Annotated in this window: 21 protein-coding genes; 8 read left to right on the top strand and 13 right to left on the bottom strand. The window is 67.1% G+C overall.

Going from position 1 to position 22,807, the window contains the following annotated elements:
• Nucleotides 1–70: 70 nt before the first annotated feature.
• Nucleotides 71–991 carry a universal stress protein gene (locus AE618_RS18305; RefSeq protein WP_248310932.1) on the bottom strand — a complete coding sequence of 307 codons (921 nt, stop codon included), beginning with the start codon at nucleotides 989–991 and terminating at the stop codon, nucleotides 71–73.
• Between the two features lie 178 nt (nucleotides 992–1,169).
• Here AE618_RS18305 and AE618_RS18300 point away from each other — a divergent pair, with 178 nt between their 5' ends.
• Nucleotides 1,170–2,108, top strand: a complete 939-nt coding sequence (locus tag AE618_RS18300; protein WP_054210462.1) for an aldo/keto reductase — start codon at nucleotides 1,170–1,172, stop codon at nucleotides 2,106–2,108.
• Nucleotides 2,109–2,194: 86 nt separating this feature from the next.
• Here AE618_RS18300 and AE618_RS18295 read toward each other — a convergent pair whose 3' ends face one another.
• From AE618_RS18295 to AE618_RS18285, 3 genes are all read right to left on the bottom strand, one after another.
• Nucleotides 2,195–2,836, bottom strand: a complete 642-nt coding sequence (locus AE618_RS18295) for a thioredoxin family protein (RefSeq protein ID WP_156330331.1) — start codon at nucleotides 2,834–2,836, stop codon at nucleotides 2,195–2,197.
• A 49-nt stretch (nucleotides 2,837–2,885) separates the two neighbouring features.
• The gene (locus AE618_RS18290; RefSeq protein WP_082365386.1) at nucleotides 2,886–5,081 is read right to left on the bottom strand and encodes a protein-disulfide reductase DsbD family protein; all 2,196 of its coding nucleotides are present in this window, start codon (nucleotides 5,079–5,081) and stop codon (nucleotides 2,886–2,888) included.
• A gap of 201 nt (nucleotides 5,082–5,282) precedes the next feature.
• Complete coding sequence (locus AE618_RS18285) at nucleotides 5,283–6,173, bottom strand: hypothetical protein (RefSeq protein WP_156330330.1); 891 nt, start codon at nucleotides 6,171–6,173, stop codon at nucleotides 5,283–5,285.
• A 334-nt stretch (nucleotides 6,174–6,507) separates the two neighbouring features.
• Between AE618_RS18285 and dnaK the strand changes: the two genes are divergently transcribed.
• Nucleotides 6,508–8,430, top strand: a complete 1,923-nt coding sequence (gene dnaK, locus AE618_RS18280) for a molecular chaperone DnaK (RefSeq protein ID WP_054210459.1) — start codon at nucleotides 6,508–6,510, stop codon at nucleotides 8,428–8,430.
• Between the two features lie 156 nt (nucleotides 8,431–8,586).
• A complete protein-coding gene (dnaJ, locus tag AE618_RS18275) occupies nucleotides 8,587–9,717 on the top strand; it encodes a molecular chaperone DnaJ (RefSeq protein WP_054210458.1) in 1,131 nt (376 codons plus the stop codon).
• A gap of 151 nt (nucleotides 9,718–9,868) precedes the next feature.
• Here the strand turns inward: dnaJ and AE618_RS18270 are convergent, their stop codons facing one another.
• Entirely contained in the window at nucleotides 9,869–10,060 is a 192-nt protein-coding gene (locus AE618_RS18270; RefSeq protein ID WP_054210530.1) for a CsbD family protein, read from the bottom strand.
• Between the two features lie 266 nt (nucleotides 10,061–10,326).
• Between AE618_RS18270 and AE618_RS18265 the strand changes: the two genes are divergently transcribed.
• Nucleotides 10,327–12,528 (top strand): esterase-like activity of phytase family protein, encoded by a 2,202-nt coding sequence (locus AE618_RS18265; protein ID WP_054210457.1) that lies wholly within the window; start codon nucleotides 10,327–10,329, stop codon nucleotides 12,526–12,528.
• A 183-nt stretch (nucleotides 12,529–12,711) separates the two neighbouring features.
• Here the strand turns inward: AE618_RS18265 and AE618_RS18260 are convergent, their stop codons facing one another.
• The 4 genes from AE618_RS18260 to AE618_RS18245 all read right to left on the bottom strand — a co-directional run bounded on the left by AE618_RS18260 (nucleotide 12,712) and on the right by AE618_RS18245 (nucleotide 15,750).
• Complete coding sequence (locus tag AE618_RS18260) at nucleotides 12,712–13,512, bottom strand: MetQ/NlpA family ABC transporter substrate-binding protein (RefSeq protein ID WP_054210456.1); 801 nt, start codon at nucleotides 13,510–13,512, stop codon at nucleotides 12,712–12,714.
• 153 nt (nucleotides 13,513–13,665) lie between these two features.
• Nucleotides 13,666–14,346 (bottom strand): methionine ABC transporter permease, encoded by a 681-nt coding sequence (locus AE618_RS18255; RefSeq protein ID WP_372687131.1) that lies wholly within the window; start codon nucleotides 14,344–14,346, stop codon nucleotides 13,666–13,668.
• Complete coding sequence (locus AE618_RS18250; RefSeq protein WP_054210528.1) at nucleotides 14,336–15,445, bottom strand: methionine ABC transporter ATP-binding protein; 1,110 nt, start codon at nucleotides 15,443–15,445, stop codon at nucleotides 14,336–14,338. Before AE618_RS18250 ends, AE618_RS18255 begins: the two co-directional genes overlap by 11 nt.
• Nucleotides 15,446–15,486: 41 nt before the next feature.
• Nucleotides 15,487–15,750, bottom strand: coding sequence for a hypothetical protein (locus AE618_RS18245; protein ID WP_054210455.1), 264 nt, complete (start codon nucleotides 15,748–15,750; stop codon nucleotides 15,487–15,489).
• Between the two features lie 453 nt (nucleotides 15,751–16,203).
• Here AE618_RS18245 and AE618_RS18240 point away from each other — a divergent pair, with 453 nt between their 5' ends.
• The gene (locus AE618_RS18240; RefSeq protein ID WP_054210454.1) at nucleotides 16,204–16,596 is read left to right on the top strand and encodes a hypothetical protein; all 393 of its coding nucleotides are present in this window, start codon (nucleotides 16,204–16,206) and stop codon (nucleotides 16,594–16,596) included.
• Nucleotides 16,597–16,694: 98 nt separating this feature from the next.
• On the top strand, nucleotides 16,695–17,180 hold the full coding sequence (locus AE618_RS18235) for a copper chaperone PCu(A)C (protein WP_054210453.1): 486 nt from the start codon (nucleotides 16,695–16,697) through the stop codon (nucleotides 17,178–17,180).
• Nucleotides 17,181–17,271: 91 nt separating this feature from the next.
• On the opposite strand, the gene AE618_RS18230 is transcribed toward AE618_RS18235, so the two are convergent.
• A complete protein-coding gene (locus tag AE618_RS18230; protein ID WP_054210452.1) occupies nucleotides 17,272–18,201 on the bottom strand; it encodes a dihydrodipicolinate synthase family protein in 930 nt (309 codons plus the stop codon).
• Between the two features lie 134 nt (nucleotides 18,202–18,335).
• Entirely contained in the window at nucleotides 18,336–19,022 is a 687-nt protein-coding gene (locus tag AE618_RS18225; protein ID WP_054210451.1) for a fumarylacetoacetate hydrolase family protein, read from the bottom strand.
• 221 nt (nucleotides 19,023–19,243) lie between these two features.
• On the opposite strand from AE618_RS18225, the gene AE618_RS18220 reads away from it, so the two are divergent.
• On the top strand, nucleotides 19,244–19,453 hold the full coding sequence (locus AE618_RS18220) for a cold-shock protein (RefSeq protein WP_054210450.1): 210 nt from the start codon (nucleotides 19,244–19,246) through the stop codon (nucleotides 19,451–19,453).
• Nucleotides 19,454–19,666: 213 nt separating this feature from the next.
• Here AE618_RS18220 and AE618_RS18215 read toward each other — a convergent pair whose 3' ends face one another.
• Nucleotides 19,667–20,905 (bottom strand): multidrug effflux MFS transporter, encoded by a 1,239-nt coding sequence (locus AE618_RS18215; RefSeq protein WP_248310931.1) that lies wholly within the window; start codon nucleotides 20,903–20,905, stop codon nucleotides 19,667–19,669.
• Nucleotides 20,906–21,141: 236 nt separating this feature from the next.
• Here AE618_RS18215 and AE618_RS18210 point away from each other — a divergent pair, with 236 nt between their 5' ends.
• Nucleotides 21,142–21,825: a hypothetical protein gene (locus AE618_RS18210; RefSeq protein ID WP_156330329.1), complete on the top strand. Its 684-nt coding sequence runs from the start codon at nucleotides 21,142–21,144 to the stop codon at nucleotides 21,823–21,825.
• A 9-nt stretch (nucleotides 21,826–21,834) separates the two neighbouring features.
• Here the strand turns inward: AE618_RS18210 and AE618_RS18205 are convergent, their stop codons facing one another.
• Nucleotides 21,835–22,782 carry a lysylphosphatidylglycerol synthase domain-containing protein gene (locus AE618_RS18205; RefSeq protein ID WP_054210447.1) on the bottom strand — a complete coding sequence of 316 codons (948 nt, stop codon included), beginning with the start codon at nucleotides 22,780–22,782 and terminating at the stop codon, nucleotides 21,835–21,837.
• Nucleotides 22,783–22,807 lie beyond the last annotated feature (25 nt).

The raw sequence follows: 22,807 nt of genomic DNA, 5'->3' as shown, positions 1-22,807 counted from the left end.
GGCGAGCAGCAAGGCTCGCCCTTTGTCGTTGGTCGGGCCGGCCCGCGGAGGCGGCGCAGCCTGGCCTGTGTCAGTGGCTCATCAGCATCGGCAGGGTGCTGTCCCGCAGCAGCGACTGCGTCACGCCGCCGAGTAGCCATTCGCGCAGGCGCGAGTGCTTGTAGGCGCCGCAGACGACGAGATCCGCCCCGAAGGCCCCAGCCGCTTGCCGGATCTCGCTGGCGACATCAGGCTGCGTGAGCGCGACGTTGCGGACCGTGACCTTGATGCCATGCCGCGCGAGATGCGGTGCGAGGTCGGTGCCGCCGAGGCTGCTGGACAAATCCTTCTCGCCGCTGACGGTCAGGATCTCGACTTCGTCGGCCTCCCTCAGGAACGGCATCGCGTCGCCCACCGTGCGCGCGGCCGAGGTTCCGCCATCCCAGGCGATCAGGATGCGCTTGGCCGAGAACTGCTCGCAGCCGGGCGGAACGATCACCACCGGTCGACCGCTGTCGAACAGCGCCGCCTCGATCAACCCCCGGTCGCGCTGCACCGGATCCTTTTCCAGATCGAGTATGCTGACGTCATGGACGCGCGCATGCGCGAGCAGGCGGTCGCAGAGATTGGCGTAGATCAGCGAGGGTGTCTCGATCATGCAGGTCACGCCGGCGAGGTCCGCGCGCCCCCGGGCCTTGTCCGCGAACGCATCGGCAAGCTCGCTGATCCGGCGGTTCTCGCGGTTGATTAGCTCTGCGCCGAAGGCGCCGACCAGGGAGCCTGGCACGCCATAACGCATCGAGGCCGCCTGCAAGGTGAGATGCGCGCCCGCTTGCTGCGACAGCGACATGGCATAGGCCAGCGCGCTGCTGTGCTCGCTGCGGCCCTCTTCCGTGAAGGCGACGAAAACACTCTTGATGGATGGGAGCATGGTGGTCTCCAGCTCGTTGTTGTGATCGCGCAGTGTGCCCGAATGTGCCGCCGCCATCTTGCGCTGGATCAATCGCCTCACGGTCGATCGCCTGAACGGTGAGCCCGGCAGACATCCCCGGGAGCGGCACCATCTCGCTTCGCAGGGGAGACGCTGCCGGCGCGCGCCTTGCGTGCCGAGCAGTGGTGCCGGCCATCCGAGCGCTTGCCGCGGTGGCGGCCCTCTGGTCCTGTGCTGCCTTCGGCAGAAGGAGCCTTTCATGCAGTTCCGTAATCTCGGCCGCTCGGGCCTGCGCGTTTCGCTCGTCGGCCTCGGCTGCAACAATTTCGGTGGGCGGATCGACGACGCTGCGGCCGCCAAGGTCGTCGATGCGGCGATCGAGCATGGCATCACCCTGTTCGACACGGCCGATATCTACGGCAACCGCGGCGGCTCCGAGACGGTGTTGGGCACGCTGCTCGGCGCGCGCCGCAAGGACATCGTGCTGGCGACCAAGTTCGGTATGGACATGAACGATGCGGGCACGATGAAGGGCGGTTCGCGCCGTTACATCATGAATGCGGTCGAGGCCTCGCTGAGGCGGCTCAGGACCGACTGGATCGACCTCTACCAGATGCACCGGTTCGATCCGCTGACGCCGGTCGAGGAGACGCTGCGGACGCTTGAGGACCTGATCAGCCAGGGCAAGGTGCGCTACATCGGCTGCTCGAATTTCGCGCCCTGGCAGATCGCCGACGCGGCCTGGAGCGCGCGCGATCTCGGAGTCACCGGCTTCGCCTCGGCCCAGGACGAATACAGCCTGCTCAAGCGCGGCGCCGAATCGGATCTCATCCCGGCCGCCACGCATTACGGCATGGGCCTTCTGCCCTATTTCCCGCTCGCCAACGGCCTGCTCACCGGAAAATACAAGCGCAATGCGCCGATGCCCGAAGGCGCGCGCATGACCAGGGAGGCGCCGCGCGCCGCCGAGGTCCTGACCGAGGCCAACTGGGAGAAGACCGAGAAGCTCACCGCCTTCTGCGAGGCTAGGGCTAAGACCCTGGTCGGACTCGCCTTTTCATGGCTCGCAGCCCAGCCGATCATTTCCAGCGTCATCGCGGGCGCCACCAGGCCGGAGCAGATCGCGGCGAATGTGAAGGCCGCCGAATGGGCGCTGACGGCGGAAGAGCTGGCCGAGATCGACGCGATCACGAAGTGACGCGGCGATCATCGGGTAGCGCTCGAAACGAAGACCTCCGCCGCGCGGGACGCTGAGCCTCCCGCGCGTGGCTAAGCCGCCGGCCCTTACGAGACCGGCGCGTATTTCACCGCGCAGCCATAGGCCTTCGTCGCGGCTTCGGAGACCGGCTTGCCGGCCTTGAGTTCGGCCATCGCCTGCCGGACATAGCTCTTGGCGCCGGTGAGGCTGGCCGCGTTGGAGGAGGGCTTGTCGTCGATCGCGCCCATATAGGCGAGCGTGCCCTTGGGATCGATGATGTATATGTGCGGCGTGGTGGTCGCGCCATAGGCGCGGGCGACCTTGCTGTCGGGGTCCAGCAGCACGGCTGTGGGCGCCGCATCGCGCGTCACGGTCAGCTCCTTGGCCTGCGGGCCCTCGACATGGCCCTGCTCGCCGACCGGCGAGGACACGACCGAAAGCCAGACTGCGCCCTCCCTGGTCATGTCCTTCTGCAGCGTCTGCATGGTGGCGCTGTTGTAATGCTTGCGGACATAGGGGCAGTCGGCATTGGTCCATTCCAGGATCACGGTCTTGCCCGCGAATTCGGAGAGGCTGCGTGTCTTGCCGTCGGCATCGACGGCCTGGAAGACAGGCGCGGGCGCGCCGACCTTGGCTGAGCCTTGCGCGAGCGCGACTGTCGCGCCGAATGAAAGGCTGGCGAGGGCAAGGCCGGCGATGAAAGTCTGGCGGGTCAGATGGGCTTTCACGACTGTCTCCTGTCTTCGGGCTTCACGCGGGGCTTCATGGATCACGTTTTCAGCGGGCAGCGGTCTTCAACTCCTTGCCGGCGGCGCGCCGGGCGGCGGTGACGAGCATGTCCGGCGTCAGCAGTTGCGGCAGTACCTCGGGCTGGCCGCCCTTGCTGGCGGGATAGAACAGATAGAGCGGCACGCCGGCCCGGCCCTGCTCGGCCAGCGCCTGGGCGATCTGACTGTTGCGGTTGGTCCAGTCGGCCTTGAGATAATTCACCTTGAGCTCCGCGAAGGCGTCCTTGACCTCCTGGCGCGAGAGCGCGACGCGCTCATTGGCGAGGCAGGTGATGCACCAGGCTGCGGTGAAGTTGACGAAGACGGGCCGCCCCTCGCCCTGCAAGGCCGCGACGCGCTCGGGTGTCCAGGCCTGGATGTCGCCCGCGCGGGCGTCCGTCGTCGCCTCCGGCGCGGCGCTCTGGACGACGAACCAGCCGGCCGCGAAGACGACGAGGACGGCCAGCGCCGAGGACAGGATCCGGCCGCGGCCCGTGTCGCGCGTGACTCCGACCAGCCAGACGACGAAGCCCGCCGCCAGCACGGCGACGAGAGCCGCCAAGACCCCGCCCGGACCCGCCTGCACCGAGGCGACCCAGATCAGCCAGATCGCGGTGGCGAACATCGGGAAGGCGAAAGCCTGCTTCAGGATCAGCATCCAGCGGCCGGGCTTGGGCAGCAGGCGCAGCAGGCCGGGCGCGAAGGACAGCGCCACCACCGGCAGCGCGAAGCCGAGCGCCAGGGCCAGGAAGACGGCCAGACCCAGTGCCGGCGGCTGTGTCACCGCATAGCCGACGGCTGCGCCCATGAAGGGGGCGGTGCAGGGCGTCGCGACAACCACTGCCAGAGCGCCGGTCATGAAGGCTCCGAGCCGCCCGCCGCGGCTGGCGAGGCCATGGCCGACGCCGGCCGCCGAGGTGCCGATCTCGAAGGCACCGAGCAGGTTGAGGCCGATCAGCGTCATCACCACCGCCAGCGCGATGACCAGCGGTGGCGATTGCAGCTGGAAGCCCCAGCCGACGCTGGACCCAAGGGCCGCAAACGCCATGACCATCGAGGCCAGGGCCAAGAAGGTGACGATCACGCCGGCGAGGAACAGCAGGCCCTGCTCGCGAACCTCGGCGCGGCTGGCGCGCGCCAGCTGCGCGAAGCCCAGCGCCTTGATGAAGAGCACCGGCAGCACGCAGGGCATGAGGTTGAGGATCAGCCCGCCGGCGAAGGCGAAGACCAGCGCCGCCCAGAGCGTCAGGTCGGCGCCCTCGACCGGCAGCGGGATGCGCACCACCGCGGGCCGCAGGGCGTCGGCAGAGCCGGCAGCGCTGGTGACCAGCGCGGGATCGGCGGTCGCCACGAGGCTGAGCGAGCGGGCAAGACCGCCCTCCTTGAAGGTCAGGACGCCGGCGACCTCGCCGCTCGTGATCTTGAAGGCGTTGGAACGGGCGAGCCGCAGCACCGTGCCCTCGGGGCCAGCCGACGCATCCTGCTTGGCCGCATGGTCGATCAGCGTGTCGGAGAGCGGAAAGAAGCGCAGCTCGCTCGGCGGGCCGGAAAGCCCCGGCAGCGTCAAAGCGAGCGCTTCGCCATCGCCGGCGAGCGTGCCCTTGAAGCCGGCCGGGGCCGGAAGCGCGGCGCGCGCCGCGTCGATGGGCGCCTGCGCGGCCTCATCGACGATCGCGGCCGCCGCGACCGGCAGATCGAGCGTGAAGGCGCCTTCCTCGGGAATGCAGATCTTCTCGCAGACCAGCCACGTCGCGTTGGCCGTCAGCGTCAGGCGCTCGCCGGGTTTGGCATCTTGGGGCACCGCGATCTCGACCGGCAGCAGCAAAGTGCCCTCGAAACCGAAATTCACCAGCGGCTCGACCGGAATCGCATGCGGTGCCGGCCATTGGATCTCGCCTGCGGTCGCGCCTTGCGACAGCGTCCAACTGATACGGGTCGCCTCGCCGGAATCGCCGGGATTCTGCCAGTAGGTGTGCCAGCCGCGCGCCATTTTCTGGACGAGCGCAACCTGGAAGCGTTCGCCCGGCGCCACCGCGTCGCGGCTCGACAGCAGCGTCACCGTGACCCGAGGCGTGGACACGGCGGCGGATTCGGCCGCGACGGCAAGACCAGACGCCAGCAGACCTGGCGCAAGAAGACCTGGCGCCAGCAGCGCGAGCGCCAGTCCCGTTTTGCGCAAGAAGCCGTTGCGGAATGCCGGAGCCATGCCTTGCATCGTCCTTTTCAAAAGCCGCGTGCCGCTTACAGATGCCCTATCGTGACAGCAGGCACCAATGACAAGGCAGTGAGACTGAAAGCCGGTATAGCCGCTGATCTCGGCCATTCTCGGGCAGCGCCGACCTGCGTGCAATGCGTGTGGCCTGGCTGTCAGCGATCGTCCCGAAGATGGCAGGCTGGGCGCGACCGGCTATTGCGGCGTCAGCGACAACGGCCCGGCTCCGGCCGGTGGCGCAGCCGGGCGCGGCCTCGGCTTGGCGGCAGGCTTGGCCGGTTCGGTGGTGATGCCGAGACGGGCGCGGATCGACGCGGCCCGGGCCTCGGTCAGGCGTGCGCCGCAGAAGCCGATCTGGCCCTCGCGCTGATAGGAGCGGCAGATCAGTTCGCGCTCGGCGGAAAAACTCGCCTGTTCGCGGGCGATCGTGCGTTGATCGACCGCGTCCGCCTTGGCCGTCAAGGTGCGGTAACCCTCGCGCACCGCCCGCTCGGCGACGCCGCGTGCAGCCTCGATCTCCTTGGCACGCGCGGGCAGCGTGCGCGCATCGGGCCCCCACAGGCCGCGTGGATCGATCCGGCAGGCGGCGGCCTCGACCACGCAGGGCTGCGCCGGCTCGACCACGAGGAAGGCGCCGTCGAGCACGTCGAAGACGATCGGGCAGATCGGAGCCTCGAGCCGATAGCGCGGCACGCCGGCCGGGCGACCCAGAGAGACAACCGGAAGCGGCGTTTCGCCGAAGGAGACGGCGCAGGGCTCGACGAGATTGCTCGCCTGGAAACCGTCGACGGTGAGCTTCAGCCCGAAGCCGCCTGCGGTCTTCTCGAACGTGGCCTCGCCCAGGCCGCCATTGTGACGCAGCGGGCGCCCGATGATGGCATCCTCGCCCGCAACCTTGATCGCCGGCATCGACGGCGCCCGGGGGATGGCCGGCCCGCCGGTGGAGGGCGGCGCGGCCTGCTGCGTGCCCGGCGCATTGAAGGGCTGCGCGCCTGGCAATTGCAGCGGCTGCGCAAGCGCGGCCTGCGACCAGCCGGCGAGGGCCAGAACGGCAAAGCGGATGGCAAGATGCGTCTGGTTGGTCACGAAGCGCCCAGTTTTGAACTGTAACAGCCGCTTTTGCATGAAATGTCGCGAGCCGGCGCGCAAGGGCACATTCGCAACACTGCCCAGCAATGCGCAAGCATCAGCCGTGGCACCGAAAACCTGAGCCGCCTGCGGTTCTTAATCGGCTCGCCTGTCTTGCAAGGGTAGGAACACCCTCACTATATACGCCGCCAAGGGGCGGTTTCACGACCGTCAAACGTGGAATGCCGGTTTCGTTCGCCGCAACAGGCGGGGGCGAACCGGTCCATGGGCCGGCAGGTGGCGCCAAGCGCCGCAGGTCGGCGATCTGCTCAATTTAAAAGGGATCCCCTCCATGGGTAAAGTTATCGGTATCGACCTCGGCACGACCAACTCCTGCGTCGCGGTCATGGAAGGCTCTACGCCTAAAGTCATCGAGAACTCGGAAGGCGCGCGCACCACGCCGTCGATCGTCGCCATCACCGACGATGGCGAGCGTCTGGTCGGCCAGCCTGCCAAGCGCCAGGCGGTCACCAATCCGGAGCGTACCTTCTTCGCGATCAAGCGCCTGATCGGCCGTCCGTTCGACGATCCGATGACGCAGAAGGACATGAATCTCGTCCCCTACAAGATCAAGAAGTCGTCCGCTGGCGATGCCTGGGTCGAAGCCGACGGCAAGGACTATTCGCCCTCGCAGATCTCGGCCTTCACGCTGACCAAGATGAAGGAGACGGCCGAAGCCTATCTCGGCGCCGCCGTCACCCAAGCCGTCATCACGGTCCCGGCCTATTTCAACGACGCCCAGCGCCAGGCCACCAAGGATGCCGGCCGCATCGCCGGCCTCGAGGTGCTGCGCATTATCAACGAGCCGACGGCCGCCGCTCTAGCGTATGGCCTCGACAAGAAGCAGGCCGGCACGATCGCGGTCTATGACCTCGGCGGCGGCACCTTCGACGTCTCGATCCTCGAGATCGGCGACGGCGTCTTCGAGGTCAAATCGACCAATGGCGACACCTTCCTCGGCGGCGAAGACTTCGACATGCGCCTGGTCGAGTATCTCGCCGACGAGTTCAAGCGCGAGCAGGGCATCGACCTGAAGAAGGACAAGCTCGCGCTGCAGCGCCTGAAGGAAGCCGCCGAGAAGGCCAAGATCGAGCTGTCGACCACGGCCCAGACCGAGATCAACCTGCCCTACATCACGGCGGACGCCTCGGGTCCGAAGCATCTCGCCATCAAGCTGTCGCGCGCCAAGTTCGAAAGCCTGGTCGACGATCTCGTCCAGCGCACCATCGAGCCCTGCCGCAAGGCGCTCAAGGATGCCGGCCTGTCGGCGGGCCAGATCGATGAGGTCGTTCTCGTCGGTGGCATGACCCGCATGCCGAAGGTCCAGGAGGTCGTGAAGCAGTTCTTCGGCAAGGAGCCGCATAAGGGCGTCAACCCCGACGAGGTCGTCGCCATCGGCGCCGCGATCCAGGCCGGCGTGCTGCAGGGCGACGTCAAGGACGTGCTGCTGCTCGACGTGACCCCGCTGTCGCTCGGCATCGAGACGCTGGGTGGCGTGTTCACGCGCCTGATCGACCGCAACACCACGATCCCGACCAAGAAGAGCCAGGTCTTCTCCACCGCCGAGGACAATCAGGGCGCGGTGACGATCCGGGTCTTCCAGGGCGAGCGCGAGATGGCGGCCGACAACAAGATGCTCGGCCAGTTCGACCTGATGGGCATCCCGCCCTCCCCTCGCGGCATGCCGCAGATCGAGGTGACCTTCGACATTGACGCCAACGGCATCGTCTCGGTGACGGCGAAGGACAAGGCCACCAACAAGGAGCAGCAGATCCGGATCCAGGCGTCGGGTGGTCTTTCCGACGCCGACATCCAGAAGATGGTCAAGGACGCGGAAGCCAACGCCGCCGAGGACAAGAAGCGTCGCGAGCTGGTCGAGGCCAGGAACCAGGGCGAGAGCCTGGTCCACTCGACCGAGAAGTCGCTGAAGGACTATGGCGACAAGGTCTCCGCCGCTGACAAGGGCGCGATCGAGACGGCCGTCGAGGCGCTGAAGGCCGCGCTGGCTGAGGACAATGCCGAGACGATCGCGTCGCGCACCACGGATGTGATGCAGGCCTCGATGAAGCTCGGCGAGGCGATGTATGCCGCCAGCCAGGCGGAAGGTGCCGCCGACGGCGAGCCGGAATCGGCCGACGCCAAGAAGGACGACGTCATCGACGCCGACTTCAAGGACGTCAGCGACGACAAGGGCGACAAGAAGAAGAGCGCCTGAGCCCTCTTCTCTTCAATGACGACGTCATGGCCGGGCTTGACCCGGCCATCTCGTTACGGGAATGCGTCGTGACGAAACATTCTCGTTTCCTTGCGCATCCTGGCCGGGCTTGAGCCCGATCCTGATGCTGCGGGGAAACGAAGGGGCCGCTGTTTGATGTCCAAGCGCGACTATTACGAAATCCTCGGCGTCTCGAAGACCGCGAGCGAGACGGAGCTGAAAAGCGCCTTCCGCAAGCTCGCCATGGGCTGCCATCCAGACCGCCACCCCGGCGACACGGCAGCCGAGGCCAAGTTCAAGGAGCTGAACGAGGCCTATCAGGTTCTGTCCGACGGCCAGAAGCGCGCAGCCTACGACCGTCATGGCCATGCCGCCTTCGAGCACGGCGGCGGCCAGCAAGGTCCCGAATTCTCCGACTTCATGTCGGACATCTTCGATTCCTTCTTCGGCGAGCGCGGCGGACGCGGCGGGCCGCGCGCGGCCAACGGCCGCGAGCGCGGCGCCGATCTGCGCTACAACCTCGAAATCGGGCTGGAGGATGCGTTTGCGGGCAAGAACGCCTCGATCCGCGTGCCGACCTCCATCGCCTGCGAGGTCTGTTCCGGCACCGGCGCCAAGCCCGGCTCGAAGTCCCGGCAATGCCCGACCTGTGGCGGCCATGGCCGCGTCCGCGCCAACCAGGGCTTCTTCTCGGTCGAACGCACCTGCCCGACCTGCTCGGGCCGCGGCGAGATCATCGACGATCCCTGCAAGAACTGCCAGGGCGCCGGCCGCGTCACCCGCGAGCGCACGCTCTCGGTCAACATCCCCGCCGGCGTCGAGGATGGAACCCGCATCCGGCTTGCCGGGGAGGGCGAGGCCGGCCTGCGCGGCGGACCGGCGGGCGATCTCTACATCTTCCTCTCGATCGCGCCGCACGCCATCTTCCAGCGCGACGGCGCCGATTTGTTCTGCCGCGTGCCGCTCGGCCTGACATCGGCGGCGCTCGGCGGCGAGATCGAGGTGCCGACGCTGACCGGCGAGCAGGCCAGGGTGAAGGTTCCCGAGGGCACGCAGACCGGCAAGCAGTTCCGCCTCAAGGGCAAGGGCATGAGCGTGCTGCGCTCGCGCGAGACCGGCGACCTCTACATCCAGGTCGTGGTCGAGACGCCGCAGAAGCTGACAGCCCGGCAGCGCGAGCTGCTGCTGGAATTCGAGCGCGAAAGCTCAGGCGCGACGCATCCGGAGGCCGCCGGCTTCTTCGGCCGGGTGAAGGACTTCCTCGGCGGCATCGGCGGGGCGGCCTGAATCGCTCCGCGACCGGCCAACATCCTCGGCGTCATCCCGGGTCTACGCTGCGCTGCGCCCGGGATGACGACCCGGATTGAACATCGGCGTGAATGCACAGCAAAACGGGCCGCCTCGCGGCGGCCCGTTCTTGGTCAAGCTCTGATCGAAATCAGGCCTTGTCGACCACCTTCTTGACGGCATCCTTGCCCTTGCCGAGCGCCTGCTGGGCCTCGCCCTTGCGCTCCTGAGCGAAGCCCTCGGCCTCGAGCTCGGGCTTGTCCATCGCCTTGCCAGCGGCCTGCTTGACGTTGCCGGTGGCCTCGTTGGCCATGCCCTTGACCTTGTCCATGGTGCTACCCATCGTCGTGATCCTCTCGAATTTCGTGCCGCCCCTGCGGCTTGCGACGGAAAAACCTGCATGCAGGCTGAAGGTTCCAAACAAATTTCCGGCCCCCTGAGCCTCCGGGGAGCGACAAGAGCGCCGCGCAGGCAACGCCTGGGCGATGTCGGCAATGTCAGATGGCGCTTTTGTCCGGACGAAGCCGACGAACTGTCACGAAACCGTCGTCTCGGCTGACTAGCCGATCAGCCTGCCCATTTCATGTTCCAGCCGGACAGGATCGCCCCATGCGCAACCCCTTCGTTCTTGCGGCCCTTGCATCGGTTTTGCTCGGCGGCACCGCGTTCGCCGAGCCGATGTTCAACCGCATCGCGACATTCTCCGTGCCCCTGAACCTGCCGACCGACCGCGACGCCTCGAAGAAGACCGTCGCCGAAATCATCGCCGCCAACGAGGCGGGCACGCTGCTGGCTTATACCGACGGTGAACAGAAGGCGCTGGGCCTGATCGACATCACCACCGCCAACGCGCCCAGGGCCGCCGGCTTCGTGCCGCTCGGCGGCGAGTCGACCTCGGTCACGATCCTCGGCGACAAGGCCTTCGTGGCCGTCGTCACCTCCGGGGATAACTTCAAGGAGCCGGCCGGCCATCTCGCGACCGTCGATCTCAAGACGAAGCAGGTGGTGGCGACCTGCGATCTCGGTGGCCAGCCCGATTCGGTGACGCTGACGAAGGACAAGAGCAAGATCGTCATCGCGATCGAAAACGAGCGCGACGAGAAGCTCAACAAAGGCGCGCTGCCGCAGTTGCCCGCCGGCAACGTCACGCTGATCGGTATCAAGGACGGCGGCATCGACTGCGCCTCCCGGCAGGTTGTCGACATGACCGGCATCGCGGCGGTCGAGCCGACCGATCCCGAACCCGAATTCGTCGACGTCAACCAGGACGGGCTGGCCGTGGTGACGCTGCAGGAGAATAACCACCTCGCCATCATCGACACCAGGACCGGTAAGCTGGTGGCGCATTTCCCCGCCAGCACGGTCGATCTCAAGGGCATCGACAAGACCCGCGACGGCCAGATCAAGCCGGTCGAGGAGCTCAAGGGCGTGGCGCGCGAGCCGGACGCAGTGCGCTGGCTCGACAATGACCGCTTCGTCACCGCCAATGAGGGCGACTGGAAGGGCGGCTCGCGCGGCTTCACGATCTTTCGCAAGGACGGCACGGTCGAGTTCGATTCCGGCAATACCGTCGATCGGCTCGCGATCCAGCTCGGCCACTACCCCGAGCGCCGCTCGGCCGCCAAGGGCAGCGAGCCGGAAGGCATCGAGGTCGGCACCTATGGCAGCGACAGGCTGATCTTCGTCGGGCTGGAGAGAGCCTCGCTCGTCCTGGTCTACAAGGACGAGGGTCCGGGCCGGCCGCCGCGCTATCTCCAGGCTTTGCCGGGCGGAATCGCGCCGGAAGGGCTGCTCGCCATCCCGCAGCGCAATCTCTTCGTCTCGGCATCGGAGGCTGATTTCGTCGCCAAGGGCGGCGCGCGCTCGGCGGTGACGATTTATCAGCGCAGCGAGGCGCCGGCCGCCTATCCGACCATCGTCTCGACGGAGGTCGACGGCGCGCCGATCGGCTGGGGCGCGCTGTCTGGTCTTTCCGCGCATGCGACGCTGCCGGGCCGGCTGCATGCCGTGACCGACAACGCCTATGCGCCATCGCGCATCCTCGAGATCGACGCCACGCAGAAGCCGGCGCGGATCGTCGGCGCAATCACCGTGACCAAGGCCGGTCAGCCCATGGCCTACGACCTCGAAGGGATCGCGGCCCGGGTCGGGGGCGGCTTCTGGCTGGCCTCCGAGGGCAACCCCGAGAACAAGGACAAGCCGACCCCAAACATCCTGCTGCGCGTTTCCGCCAAGGGCGAGGTCGAGGAGGAGATCCTGCTGCCGGAAGAATTGGCGAAGCAGGCGACCCGCTTCGGCTTCGAGGGCGTCGCCGTGACCGGCTCCGGCGCGGATGAGACCGTCTGGCTCGCCGTGCAGCGCGAATGGAAGGACGATCCGAAGGGCAAGGCCAAGATCCTGAGCTACAAGCCGGCGAGCAAGAGCTGGGGCGTGCTGCATTACCCGCTGACGACGGCGGCGTCGGGCGCCTGGATGGGCCTGTCGGAGCTTACCTTCCTCGGCAACGACACATTCGCCGTGATCGAGCGCGACAACCTCTTCGGCGCCAAGGCGGTGAAGACGCTCGCGACCTTCTCCATCAAGGGGGTGACTCCGGCGGCTCTCGGCTCGGCCACGATCCCGACCGTCGAGAAAAAGCTGCTGCGCGATCTGACTCCCGACCTGATGAAGCTTGGCGGCTACGGCCTCGACAAGGTCGAGGGCATGACGGTCGACAAGGACGGCAACCTCTTCGTCGTCACCGACAATGACGGCGTCGACGACTCGTCGGGCGAGACGCAGTTCCTGGCGCTGGGGAAGATCGTGCGTTGAGATGGCGCCTCCGCGTCATTCTCGGGCGCAGCGAAGCGAAGACCCGAGAATCTCTTGACGAGAGAACGCTGGTTTACGAGATGGTCGGGTCAAGCCCGAGCATGACGGAGCAACAAAAAGCCCCGGACGCGCTCGCATCCGGGGCAGTCACCCGGCCGTTGGCGGCCAGGTGGGGAGGCCGGGTTACCAGCCGGCGAGCACGTTGCCCTTGAAGCGCTCGGCGATGAAGGCCTTGATTTCCGGGGTGTGATAGGTCTCGACCAGCGCCTTGACCCAGGGCTTGTCCTTGTCGGCCGTGCGCACGGCGATGACGTTGACATAGGGGCCCTTGGGATCCTCGCGCAGGATCGCCGAGGTCGGCTCGATCTTGGCGTCGACGGCGTAGTTGGTGTTGATCGCGGCGGCGGCCACGTCGGCGAGCGTGCGTGGGGTCTGCGCCGCCTCGACCTCGACGATCTTCAGCTTCTTGGGGTTCGCCACGATGTCGATCGGCCCCGGCTTGAAGCCGACGCCGTCCTTCAGCTTGATCACGCCCTTGTCCTGCAGCAGCAGCAGCGCCCGCCCGCCATTGGTTGGATCGTTCATGATCGCCACCGACGATCCGTCCGGCACGTCCGCCCAGCTCTTGTACTTCGACGAGTAGATCCCGAGCGGGAAGTTCACGGTCAGGCCGACGCTCTCGATCTTGAAGCCGCGATCCTTCACCTGGTTGTCGAGATAGGGCTGGTTCTGGAAGGAGTTCGCCTCCAGTTCGCCGGCGTCGAGCGCCTGATTGGGCACGACATAGTCGGAGAACTCGACGATCTTGAGGTCGATGCCCTTCTTGGCGATGAGAGGCTTCACCTTCTCCAGGATCTCGGCGTGAGGACCGGGCGACACGCCGATGCGAACGACCTGCGTCGTCTGGGCGAAAGCGGGGATGGAGAGGGTGAGCGCGACAAGCGCCGTGGCGGCGAGCGCGGTCCGGCGGGTGATGATGGACATGCAGGTAGCTCCTTTGGCGGCGTGATGAGATGTGACGGGTCGTCCCGGGCGAAGCGAAGCGCAGACCCGGGATCCATTCCGGAGCGTTCGTCGGCCAGGGTCAGGAATGGGTCCCGGGTCTCCCTTCGGTCGCGCGGGACGACGGCGTGGTGTTCAGGCGTGACGCAGGCGCTTGTTGAGCCGGCGGGCGAGATGATCGCCGATGGTCTGGACGGTCTGGACGAGGACGATGAGGACGGCGACCACGGCGGCCATGACCTCGGGCATGAACCGCTGATAGCCATAGCGGATGCCGAGGTCGCCCAGGCCGCCGCCACCGACCGTGCCGACCATGGCGGAGAAGCCGATCAGGCTGACGATGGCCAGCGTCAGGCCAAGTGCGATCGCAGGCAGTGCCTCGGGCACCAGCACCTTGCGGACGATCTGCAGCGGCGTCGCGCCCATCGAGCGGGCGGCCTCGACGAGGCCCTGATCGACCTCACGGATCGCGCCCTCGATCAGCCTGGCGATGAACGGCGTTGCCGCCACGGTCAGCGGCACGATCGCCGCGTTGGTGCCGATCGAGGTGCCCGCGATCAGCCGCGTGAAGGGAATGATCGCGACGACGAGAATGATGAAGGGCGTCGAGCGCGTGGCGTTGACCAACGTGCCGAGCACGGTGTTGACGGCCGGCGCCGCGAAGAGCTCGCCGCTCTTGCTGGTGGCGAGGAAGACGCCGAGCGGCAGGCCGAGGACCGTGCCCAGGCCCGCGGCGATCGCCACCATCTGCAGCGTGTCGAGTGTCGCCTGCCCGATCAGCGCGAGGATCTGGGGCGAGATGATCTCAGGAAACATGGCCGATGACCTCCGCCTTGAGTTCGAGGCTGTTGAGAGCGTCCAGTACGGCGGCGAGTTCCGGCTCCCGCGTCGGCACCGAGACCAAAAGGCTGCCGAAGGGCCTGCCTGCGATGGCGTCGATGCGCCCGGCGAGGATGTTGACGTCGACGCCGATGGTCGAGCTCAACCGGCTGATGACGGGAGCCGTCGCGTTCTCGCCAGTGAAGGTGATGCGGATCACGGTGTCGTCGCCGGGCTGCCCCTGCGCATGGATGCGACCCGCCAGATAGGCCGGCAGCTCGACGCCGGTGACGGCCTCGACGAAGCGCGCGGTCGTCGGGTGTCGCGGCCGGGTCAGCACCGAGAAGACATCGCCCTCCTCGACGATCCGCCCGTCCTCGATCACCGCGACGCGGTCGCAGATCTCCTTGATGACGGGGATTTCGTGGGTGATCAGCAGGATGGTGATGCCGAGATCGCGGTTGACCTGCTTCAGCAGCGCGAGGATCGACTTCGTCGTCTCGGGATCGAGCGCCGAGGTCGCCTCGTCGCAGAGCAGGACCTTCGGCTCGCTCGCGAGCGCTCGCGCGATGCCGACGCGCTGCTTCTGCCCACCCGACAGCTCGGCGGGGTAGCGCTCGCGCTTGTCGGCGAGGCCGACGAGATCGAGCAGGCGCGCGACCCGCTCTTCGATCTGGCTCTTCGGCGTGCCGGCGATCTCGAGCGGCAAGGCGACATTGTCGAAGACCGTGCGCGAGGAGAGCAGGTTGAAATGCTGGAAGATCATGCCCGTGGCGCGCCGCCGGGCCCGCCAGCCGGCCTCGGTCAGGTCGGTGACGTCCTCGCCATCGATCAGGAGGCGACCGGAGGTGGCGCGCTCCAGCCCGTTGACGAGGCGGATCAGCGTCGACTTGCCAGCGCCGGAGCGACCGATGACGCCGACGATCGCGCCCTTGGGCACATCGAGATCGATGCCCGACAGCGCCGTGACGGAGCCTTGCGCGCCACGGCCGGCATAGGTTTTACCGACCTGCGCGAAGCGGATGATCGGAGGGGCTGCGTCCGGCTCTGGGACGGTTCCGACGCGGAAGGCGTCGGGATTCACGGGGGCGTTCATCATGACCTCAGAAATGCAACAAAAGGCACGTCGCTGCTACCTCAGGACGACAGGCGCGTCGCGCTGTGGCGACGGGGCGCGGCCAGTTGGCGAGCGGCCAGTTCGGCGGCACCCGGCGTGGCGAAGCGATGGCCTTCGAGCGCATGGAAGGTCGACGACGCTGCGATGAAGGTGAAATAGCGTTCGTCGCCACGGCGGCTGACGAGACCGGCTTGGGTCTCGCCGATCTCAATGATGTAGGCCTGTTGGTTCCGGGCCTGCCGCGTTGATGCGTGCTGGCTGGTATCGTGCTGGAATGTAGTCATGGCTGCGCTCCCGCCGCGTCTGCGGCGCTTGTGGACATCTGATCGGACTGGTCAGGGAAGCCGCAACGGCGGCCTCATGGCAGGATCAGAATCGACAACAGCAGCGTGTGCGTGGGATCAGCGTTCGGGCCTGACAAAGGATCGTACCGGTCATGTTCGTCTCCTGTCGATGGGAGCCCACGACCGCGTCGTGGCGCTTTAGCGTTTGGTGACGCGGCGCAAGCTGCTCGCTCAAATCCCCGCGGCCTTCCGGCAAGGCCGAATGACAGGTCGCAATCTGGCGTGGCGCGTCCTGTTTGTCAACTCGATTGTTCTTTTAAAAAAACGACCGCGCTGGGATGACCCTGCCCAACGCCGCCTCTGCCGGAGAAGAATATTCTCTGCCTCGCCGCCCCTGTCCCCGCGGCTCCGTCGCCGCTTGACGCTGCCGGCCGCTCCGGGCCATTTGCCCGCATGACCGCCGAGACGCATCTGCTGCGATGCTTGCGCCGCTCCGTGCTCGGAGCCTGGCTGGCCGTCGTCTATGCTCTGGCGGTGCTGGCATCGGCGCTCGCGCCCTCGGCCGCATCGGCATATGGCCTGATCGAGGGCGCCGTGCTCTGCTCGGGGCTGACGCCGCCGGGGCAGGATACACCCGAGCCGGCAGGCGAGCCGCAGCATTGCAAGGGCTGCCCGGTCAATCCGGCTCTCGCCGGCCCGGGGCAGGCGGAGCCGATCGCGCTCACCCGGGTGCCCGTCGCCGACATCGCAGCGACCATCCGCGCTGCAGCCGACGCTCCGGCGCCGCAGCCGGGCTTGCCGCCCTCGCATGCGCCGCCCGTCGCTGGCCCCCTCCGCCAGCTCTGAGAACCCTTCTTCGGCAACGGCCGGCTGATGACATCGGCCGTGGCGCCGCTCCCCACCGTTCTGGCGCATTGACGCGCCCATTCGATCAGGACAGTCCCATGACCAAATCCATCCTCGCCACTGTGGCGATCTCACTGTCGCTGGGCGGCGCTGCGCTCGCCCATGACTACAAGGCCGGCGCCCTGAAGATCGACCATCCCTGGAGCCGCGCCACCCCCGGCGGCGCCAAGGTCGGTGGCGGCTATCTCGTCATCGAGAATACCGGCTCGGCGGCGGACAAGCTGGTCGCCGTATCGGCTCCCGCCATTGCGGGCCGCACCGAGATGCACGAAATGGCCACGACCAATGGCGTCATGACGATGCGGCCGCTCGACGGGGGGGTCGAGATCGCGCCGGGTGCCAAGGTCGAGTTCAAGCCCGGCGGCTACCACATCATGTTCATGGAGCTGAAGCAGCCGCTCAAGCAGGACGAGCGCGTCAAGGGAACGCTGACCTTCGAGAAGGCCGGCACCGTCGAGGTCGAGTTCAAGGTCGAGGCGGTCGGCGCCCGCGGCGCCGATCACGGCGCGCATAAGGGCCATTGAGGGGACACTACGTCGTGCTCGGGCCTGACCCGAGCATCTCCTGTGAGAGATCCCCGGGTCGCCGCTGTGCGGCGCCCGAGGATGACGCGGTTCAGATATCCGCGCGCGGATCGATCTTCGCGACGCGGGACAAAAGGTAATCGACCTCGGCCTTCGCCGCGGCACTGATCGCCGAACCCGGCTTGCGCTGGGCGTCGCTCTTGAGGATGCCGCGCTTCATCAGCGTGTATTTGCGCACCGCAAGGCCGACGCCCTGCTGCTGCTCGTAGCGCATCAGCGGAAGATGGGTGTCGAAGATGTCGTGGGCCTCGTCACGCTTGCCTGCCTTCTGCAGCGTGACGACATCGATCAGCAGTTCGGGGAAGGCGTAGCCGGTCATGGCGCCGTCAGCCCCGCGCTCCATCTCGAAATCGAGGAAGAGCCCGCCATTGCCGGTCAGGATCGAGATAGGCCGCAACGAGCCGTCTGCTTGAAACCTCCGGAGCGTCGAGATCTTCTCCAGCCCCGGCCAGTCCTCATGCTTGAGCATCACGCAGGACGGGTTGTCTGTGACGATCTTGCGGATCACCGCCGGCGTCATGATGACCGAAAGCGTCAGCGGGTAATCCTGGATGACGAAGGGGATGTCGGTGCCGATCGCCTCGACGGCCTGGGCGTAATAGCCGGTGATCTGGTCGTCGGTGCGAAGCGAGGGCGGCGGCGCGATCATCACGGCGGCGGCGCCGAGTTCCATCGACTGACGAGCAAGCGAACGCATGGCAGCAAAGCCCGGTGCCGAGACGCCGACGATCACCGGCTTGCCCGGCATGCCGGCGACGGCCGTCTTGACGATGCGCAGGGACTCGTCCGGCTCCAGCTTGGGCGCCTCGCCCATGATGCCGAGCACGGTGGTGCCGTCCGAGCCGATTTCGTCATAGAAGGCAAACAGCTTCTCGGTGGAGGCCCAGTCGAGCGTGCCATCGGGGTTGAACGGCGTCGGCGCGATCGGGAAGACGCCGCTGGCATCGGGGGTGAGGGTCATGGTCGTGACTTTCGCGCAGAATGGGTTCGGTTAGGCCTTGCGTCATGGTCGGACTTGACCCCACCATCTCGGAAACCAGCTAGCCGGCGACGAGATTCTCGGGTCAAGCCCGAGAATGACGCTCAGGACGTGGCTCAGACGATCCGCGTGCGGACGGTGCCGACGCCGGCGATCTCGCCCTCGAGCACATCGCCGGAGACGACCGCGGCCACGCCCTCGGGCGTGCCTGTGAAGATCAGGTCGCCCGGCGCGAGTTCGACGAGTCCCGAGAGATAGGCGATCGTTTCCGGCACGTTCCAGATCTGCTTGGCGAGGTCCGAGCTCTGGCGCGGCACGCCGTTGACGACGAGTTCAATCTTGCCCGCAGCGGGGTGGCCGATATGGCTGGCGGGTGCGATGTCGCCGACCGGGCCCGAGAGGTCGAACCCCTTGGACATGTCCCAGGGCTTGCCGCCCTTTTTGGCCTGGGCCTGGAGATCGCGGCGGGTCATGTCGAGACCGGCGGCATAGCCGTAGACATGGGAAAGCGCATCGGCCTCGGCGATATCCCGGCCGCCGGTGCCGATCGCCACGACGAGCTCCATCTCATGATGTAGATCTTTAGTCTTGGTCGGATAGGGCATGTCGGCGCCGTTGATCAGCACTGCATCGGCCGGCTTGGTGAAGAAGAACGGCTCCTCGCGATCGGGGTCGCCGCCCATCTCGCGCGTATGCTCGGCGTAGTTGCGGCCGACGCAGAAGACGCGGCGTACCGGAAAAAGCCCTCCGCCCGCCACGGGGACGGCCGTCACGGCCGGCGGGTCGATTACATACTGCGTCATGGCGAGGGCTCTCCTGCGGCTTTCCTTGTCGCCCTCGTTCATGCGTGAGGGCGCGGCGGGGAGCAAGACCCCTGTTCGCTCGCAGCCTTGCTCCGGCGGCATGCCGAACGCGACCAAAAAAGGCCGTTGTGCGGCGCGTCATTGCAACCTGAGCGAATTGCCCCATACATTGGGGTCGGGCCGGCATGAGCCGACCTCAACAGCGACTGAAGGAACAGCACGTGAGCACGGGTACCGTGAAGTGGTTCAATGAGACCAAGGGCTATGGATTCATCACGCCTGACCAGGGCGGCAGCGATGTCTTCGTGCATATCAGCGCGGTCGAGCGCTCGGGCATGCGCGGCCTGAACGAAGGTCAGAAGATCAGCTACGATCTCGAGGCCGATCGCAAGACCGGCAAGTCCTCGGCGGTCAATCTCAAGACGGCTTGATCTCAAACCCATGCGGGAGGCCGATCGGCGGCGACGCTTCCCGAGCCAATGCGAATCTCTATCGATCTATCCGGACTGAAGACGATTCCCGGCATGCCCGTCGCCAAGAAGGCGGCGGTCGAGGGCCAAGAGCCCCAGGGCCCAAGAGCCCGGGACCAAAGAGTCCCGACACCGAGGCCTGCGCGCTCTGGCAGCTCCAACGGCCTTCCTTGGCTAGCTTCGTCCGGCGGTGGGGCGAAACAGCCGCCCTTTCTCCGTCACCAGCACGATGGTCAGCGCCACCAGCCCGCAGAGCGCGAAGCCGAGTGTGATCGGCACGACCGTGCCGTCGAAATGCTGTCCGATGAAGAAGCCGAGCAGGGCGCCGCCGATCGTGGTGACGAACCCTTGCACCGAGGACGCGGTTCCCGCGACATGCCCGAGCGGGTCCATCGCCATGGCGCCGAAATTGGGCGCGATCAACCCGAAACAGAACATCGCCCCGGCCTGGAAGGCGGCGAAGCTCCAGAGCGATTCATGGCCGGACAGCGCGAGCAGCGCATGGGTTCCGGTCAAGGCGATATAGGCCAGCAGCGCCCCATGCGAGACGCGGCGCATGCCGAGGCGGCCGACGATGCGCGAATTCAGCAGTGACGCGGCGGCCATCCCGAGCGCGATCAGGGCGAAGATCGTCGTGAACCATTCCGGCGCATGGAAGACGTCGACGAAGACCTGCTGGGCCGAGTTGATGAAGCCGAACAGCCCGCCGAGCACGAAGGCCATCGCCAGCATGTAGCCCACCGCGAGCCGCGTCGTCAGCGTGGTGCGGAAGGCTGCGACCACGCTTGCGACCTCGATCGGCTTGCGGTCTTCCGGACTTTGAGTCTCGCGCAGGCGTAGCACCACCCAGAGCATCACCGATGCGCCGAAGATCGTCAGCACGCCGAAGATCCAGCGCCACGGCGCCACGAGCAGGATCGCCTGGCCGATCGACGGCGCCAGGATCGGCACCGCCAGGAAGACGATCATCGCCAGCGACATGACCCTGGCCATGTCCCGGCCGGAATAGCAGTCGCGTACGATCGAGACGACGAGCACGCGGGTCGCCGCCGCGCCCACGCCCTGGACGACCCGGGCCAGCATCATCGTCTCGAACGAGCCTGCGAAGGCAGCCGCGATGCTGGCCGCGACATAGACCACGAGCCCAAACAGCAGCACGGGCCGGCGGCCGAAGCGGTCCGACAGCGTGCCGTAGACGATCTGCGTGGCCCCGAACCCGAGCAGATAGGCGGTGATGATCCATTGCCGCTGGTTCGCCTCGGCGATGCCGAGCGCCTCCGACATGGCCGGCAGCGCCGGCAGCATCGAATCGATCGCGAGCGCGTTCGTCGCCATCAGCGCGGCCATCAGCGCGACGAAGGAATGGAAGCTCATGCCGTGGCGAGGCCCGGCAGGTTGGGAAGCGTCGGTCATGGCAGCCTGTATCAGGGTGCGCCCTCGCTTGACGGCGGACGCGATGATCGTAAAGCCCCGATGCGACGCTCTAGGCCCTCGGGAAATGCGTGACAACCCGATCTGGCCGGGGCTTGCCATGCGCCCGGCGGGCAGCGCGCCCCGACGCGCGCTCTGCTATCCTGCCATGCGATGGGAGGCGGGATGCGATGGTCGAAGCAGGCGTGGCGCGACGAGTCTCCATCGACCAAGGGGTCATGACCATCGAAGGCTTCTCGGAGCGGTTCGTGCAGGGCATAGCCCGGCATCTGCACCTGATTGCCAACGACCTCAGCCTGTCCCGCGGCTTCTCGATCCGCGCGGGGCGCCTCGAGGAGGCGCAGCTCATCCGCGGGCGGGCCGTCCTGGCCGGCGACAGCCTGCAGCAGCCGCTCAGAGCCGGTGAGGCCGACGATATCGCGCTGATGATCCGCCCGCTCAGCGCAGGCGAAGACGGGCGCATCTTGCTCGTGCTCGACGTCGACGAGGCCGAGGGCGCATACGCTGGCGGCTATCGCGCCGAGATTCATATGGCAGCCAGCGTCTTCGGGGCCCTGAAGCAGGACCTGCTGGCGGGCGCGGCCGAGACACTCTCGCTATCCGCGACGACCAGCCTGTGGGTGCGCGAGAGCCAGCGCGAGGCGGCAGCGGGCGTTCCGGTCGCCTGGCATTTCGGTGTCGAGCCGAACGGGCGCGGGGTTATTCCCGCGCGCGGGCTGGTCGAGACGCTGGAATGGCGCCCGGCTCCGCCGACTGTTCCTCCTGCCGAGCCCGCTTTGCCGCCTTCGATCGAGGTTGGGGCGCTGGAGACGATTCCTGATCAGCTGGCGCGGATCGACTGGAGCCTCAAGCAGATCGCGCTGGTGCTGGTGTTCCTGCTGATCGTGGTGGCGCTCAAATAGGCGACGCCGTCAGCGCTCGTGCCGCCTGATCCGCCGGACCATCTCGTTCAGTGCCAGCAGCACCAGCGCCAGGATGAAGGGCAGGATGTAGTAGATGATCCGGAAGATCAGCAGCGCACCGAGCACCTGCTCGAAGGGCAGGCGGCTCAGCGCCACCAGCATCGTCGCTTCGAAGACCCCGAGCCCGCCGGGCGCATGGCTGGCGATGCCGACGAGGCAGGCGAACACATAGACCGCCAGGAAGCTCGGATAGTCGATGCCATGTCCGCCCGGCAGCAGGACGAACAGCACGGCGGCCGCCGCGCAGACCTCGGCCGCGCCAAGGAACATCTGGCCCAGCGTGATGCCGAGTCCCGGCAGCGGCAGGTTCCAGCCGCGCACGCGGATGGTGCGCTCGCCGGTGGCGATCCAGACGAGATAGCCGAACGTGCCGAACGCGACGGCGGCGCCGACGCCCTGCACCACCAGCGGTGAGGTGCGTGCGAGGACCGCGACGGACTCCGTCGCGTAGAACAGGCAGGCGCAAAGGATGGCGCCCAGGCCCAGCCAGAAGGTCAGGCCCGCGATGACGGTGAGGCTCGCGACTTCGGAGGCGCGCACGCCCTTGGGCGAATAGATCCAGTAGCGCACCGTGCCGCCGGTCACGATCGGAAAGCCGAGCGTGAAGGACACCGAATAACTGGTGAAGGAGGCGAGCGCCGTCGTCCGGTAGGGGATCGACAGGCCGAGCCGCTTCAGCGCCAGCGCGTCATAGCCGGTGAGCAGGAGATAGCTCAGCGCGGTGAAGCCGCAGGCGAGGCCGAGCTGGCGCAGGCTGGCATTGGCGAAGGCGCTGGCGAGTTCGCCCGGCTCGATCTCCCGGATGATGAACCACAGCACCACCAGCGAGGCGCTGAAGATCACGATGCTGGCGAGCGGCCCGAGCCACCACCAGCGGCTGCGCCTGCGCGGAGGCATTCCTGGCTCTAACGGGCCGAACGAC

It is taken from the genome of Allobosea vaviloviae (genome assembly GCF_001298265.1).
In the GTDB taxonomy this organism is placed as follows: Bacteria; Pseudomonadota; Alphaproteobacteria; order Rhizobiales; family Beijerinckiaceae; genus Allobosea; species Allobosea vaviloviae_B.
This window is presented reverse-complemented; position numbering and strand designations above follow the sequence as displayed.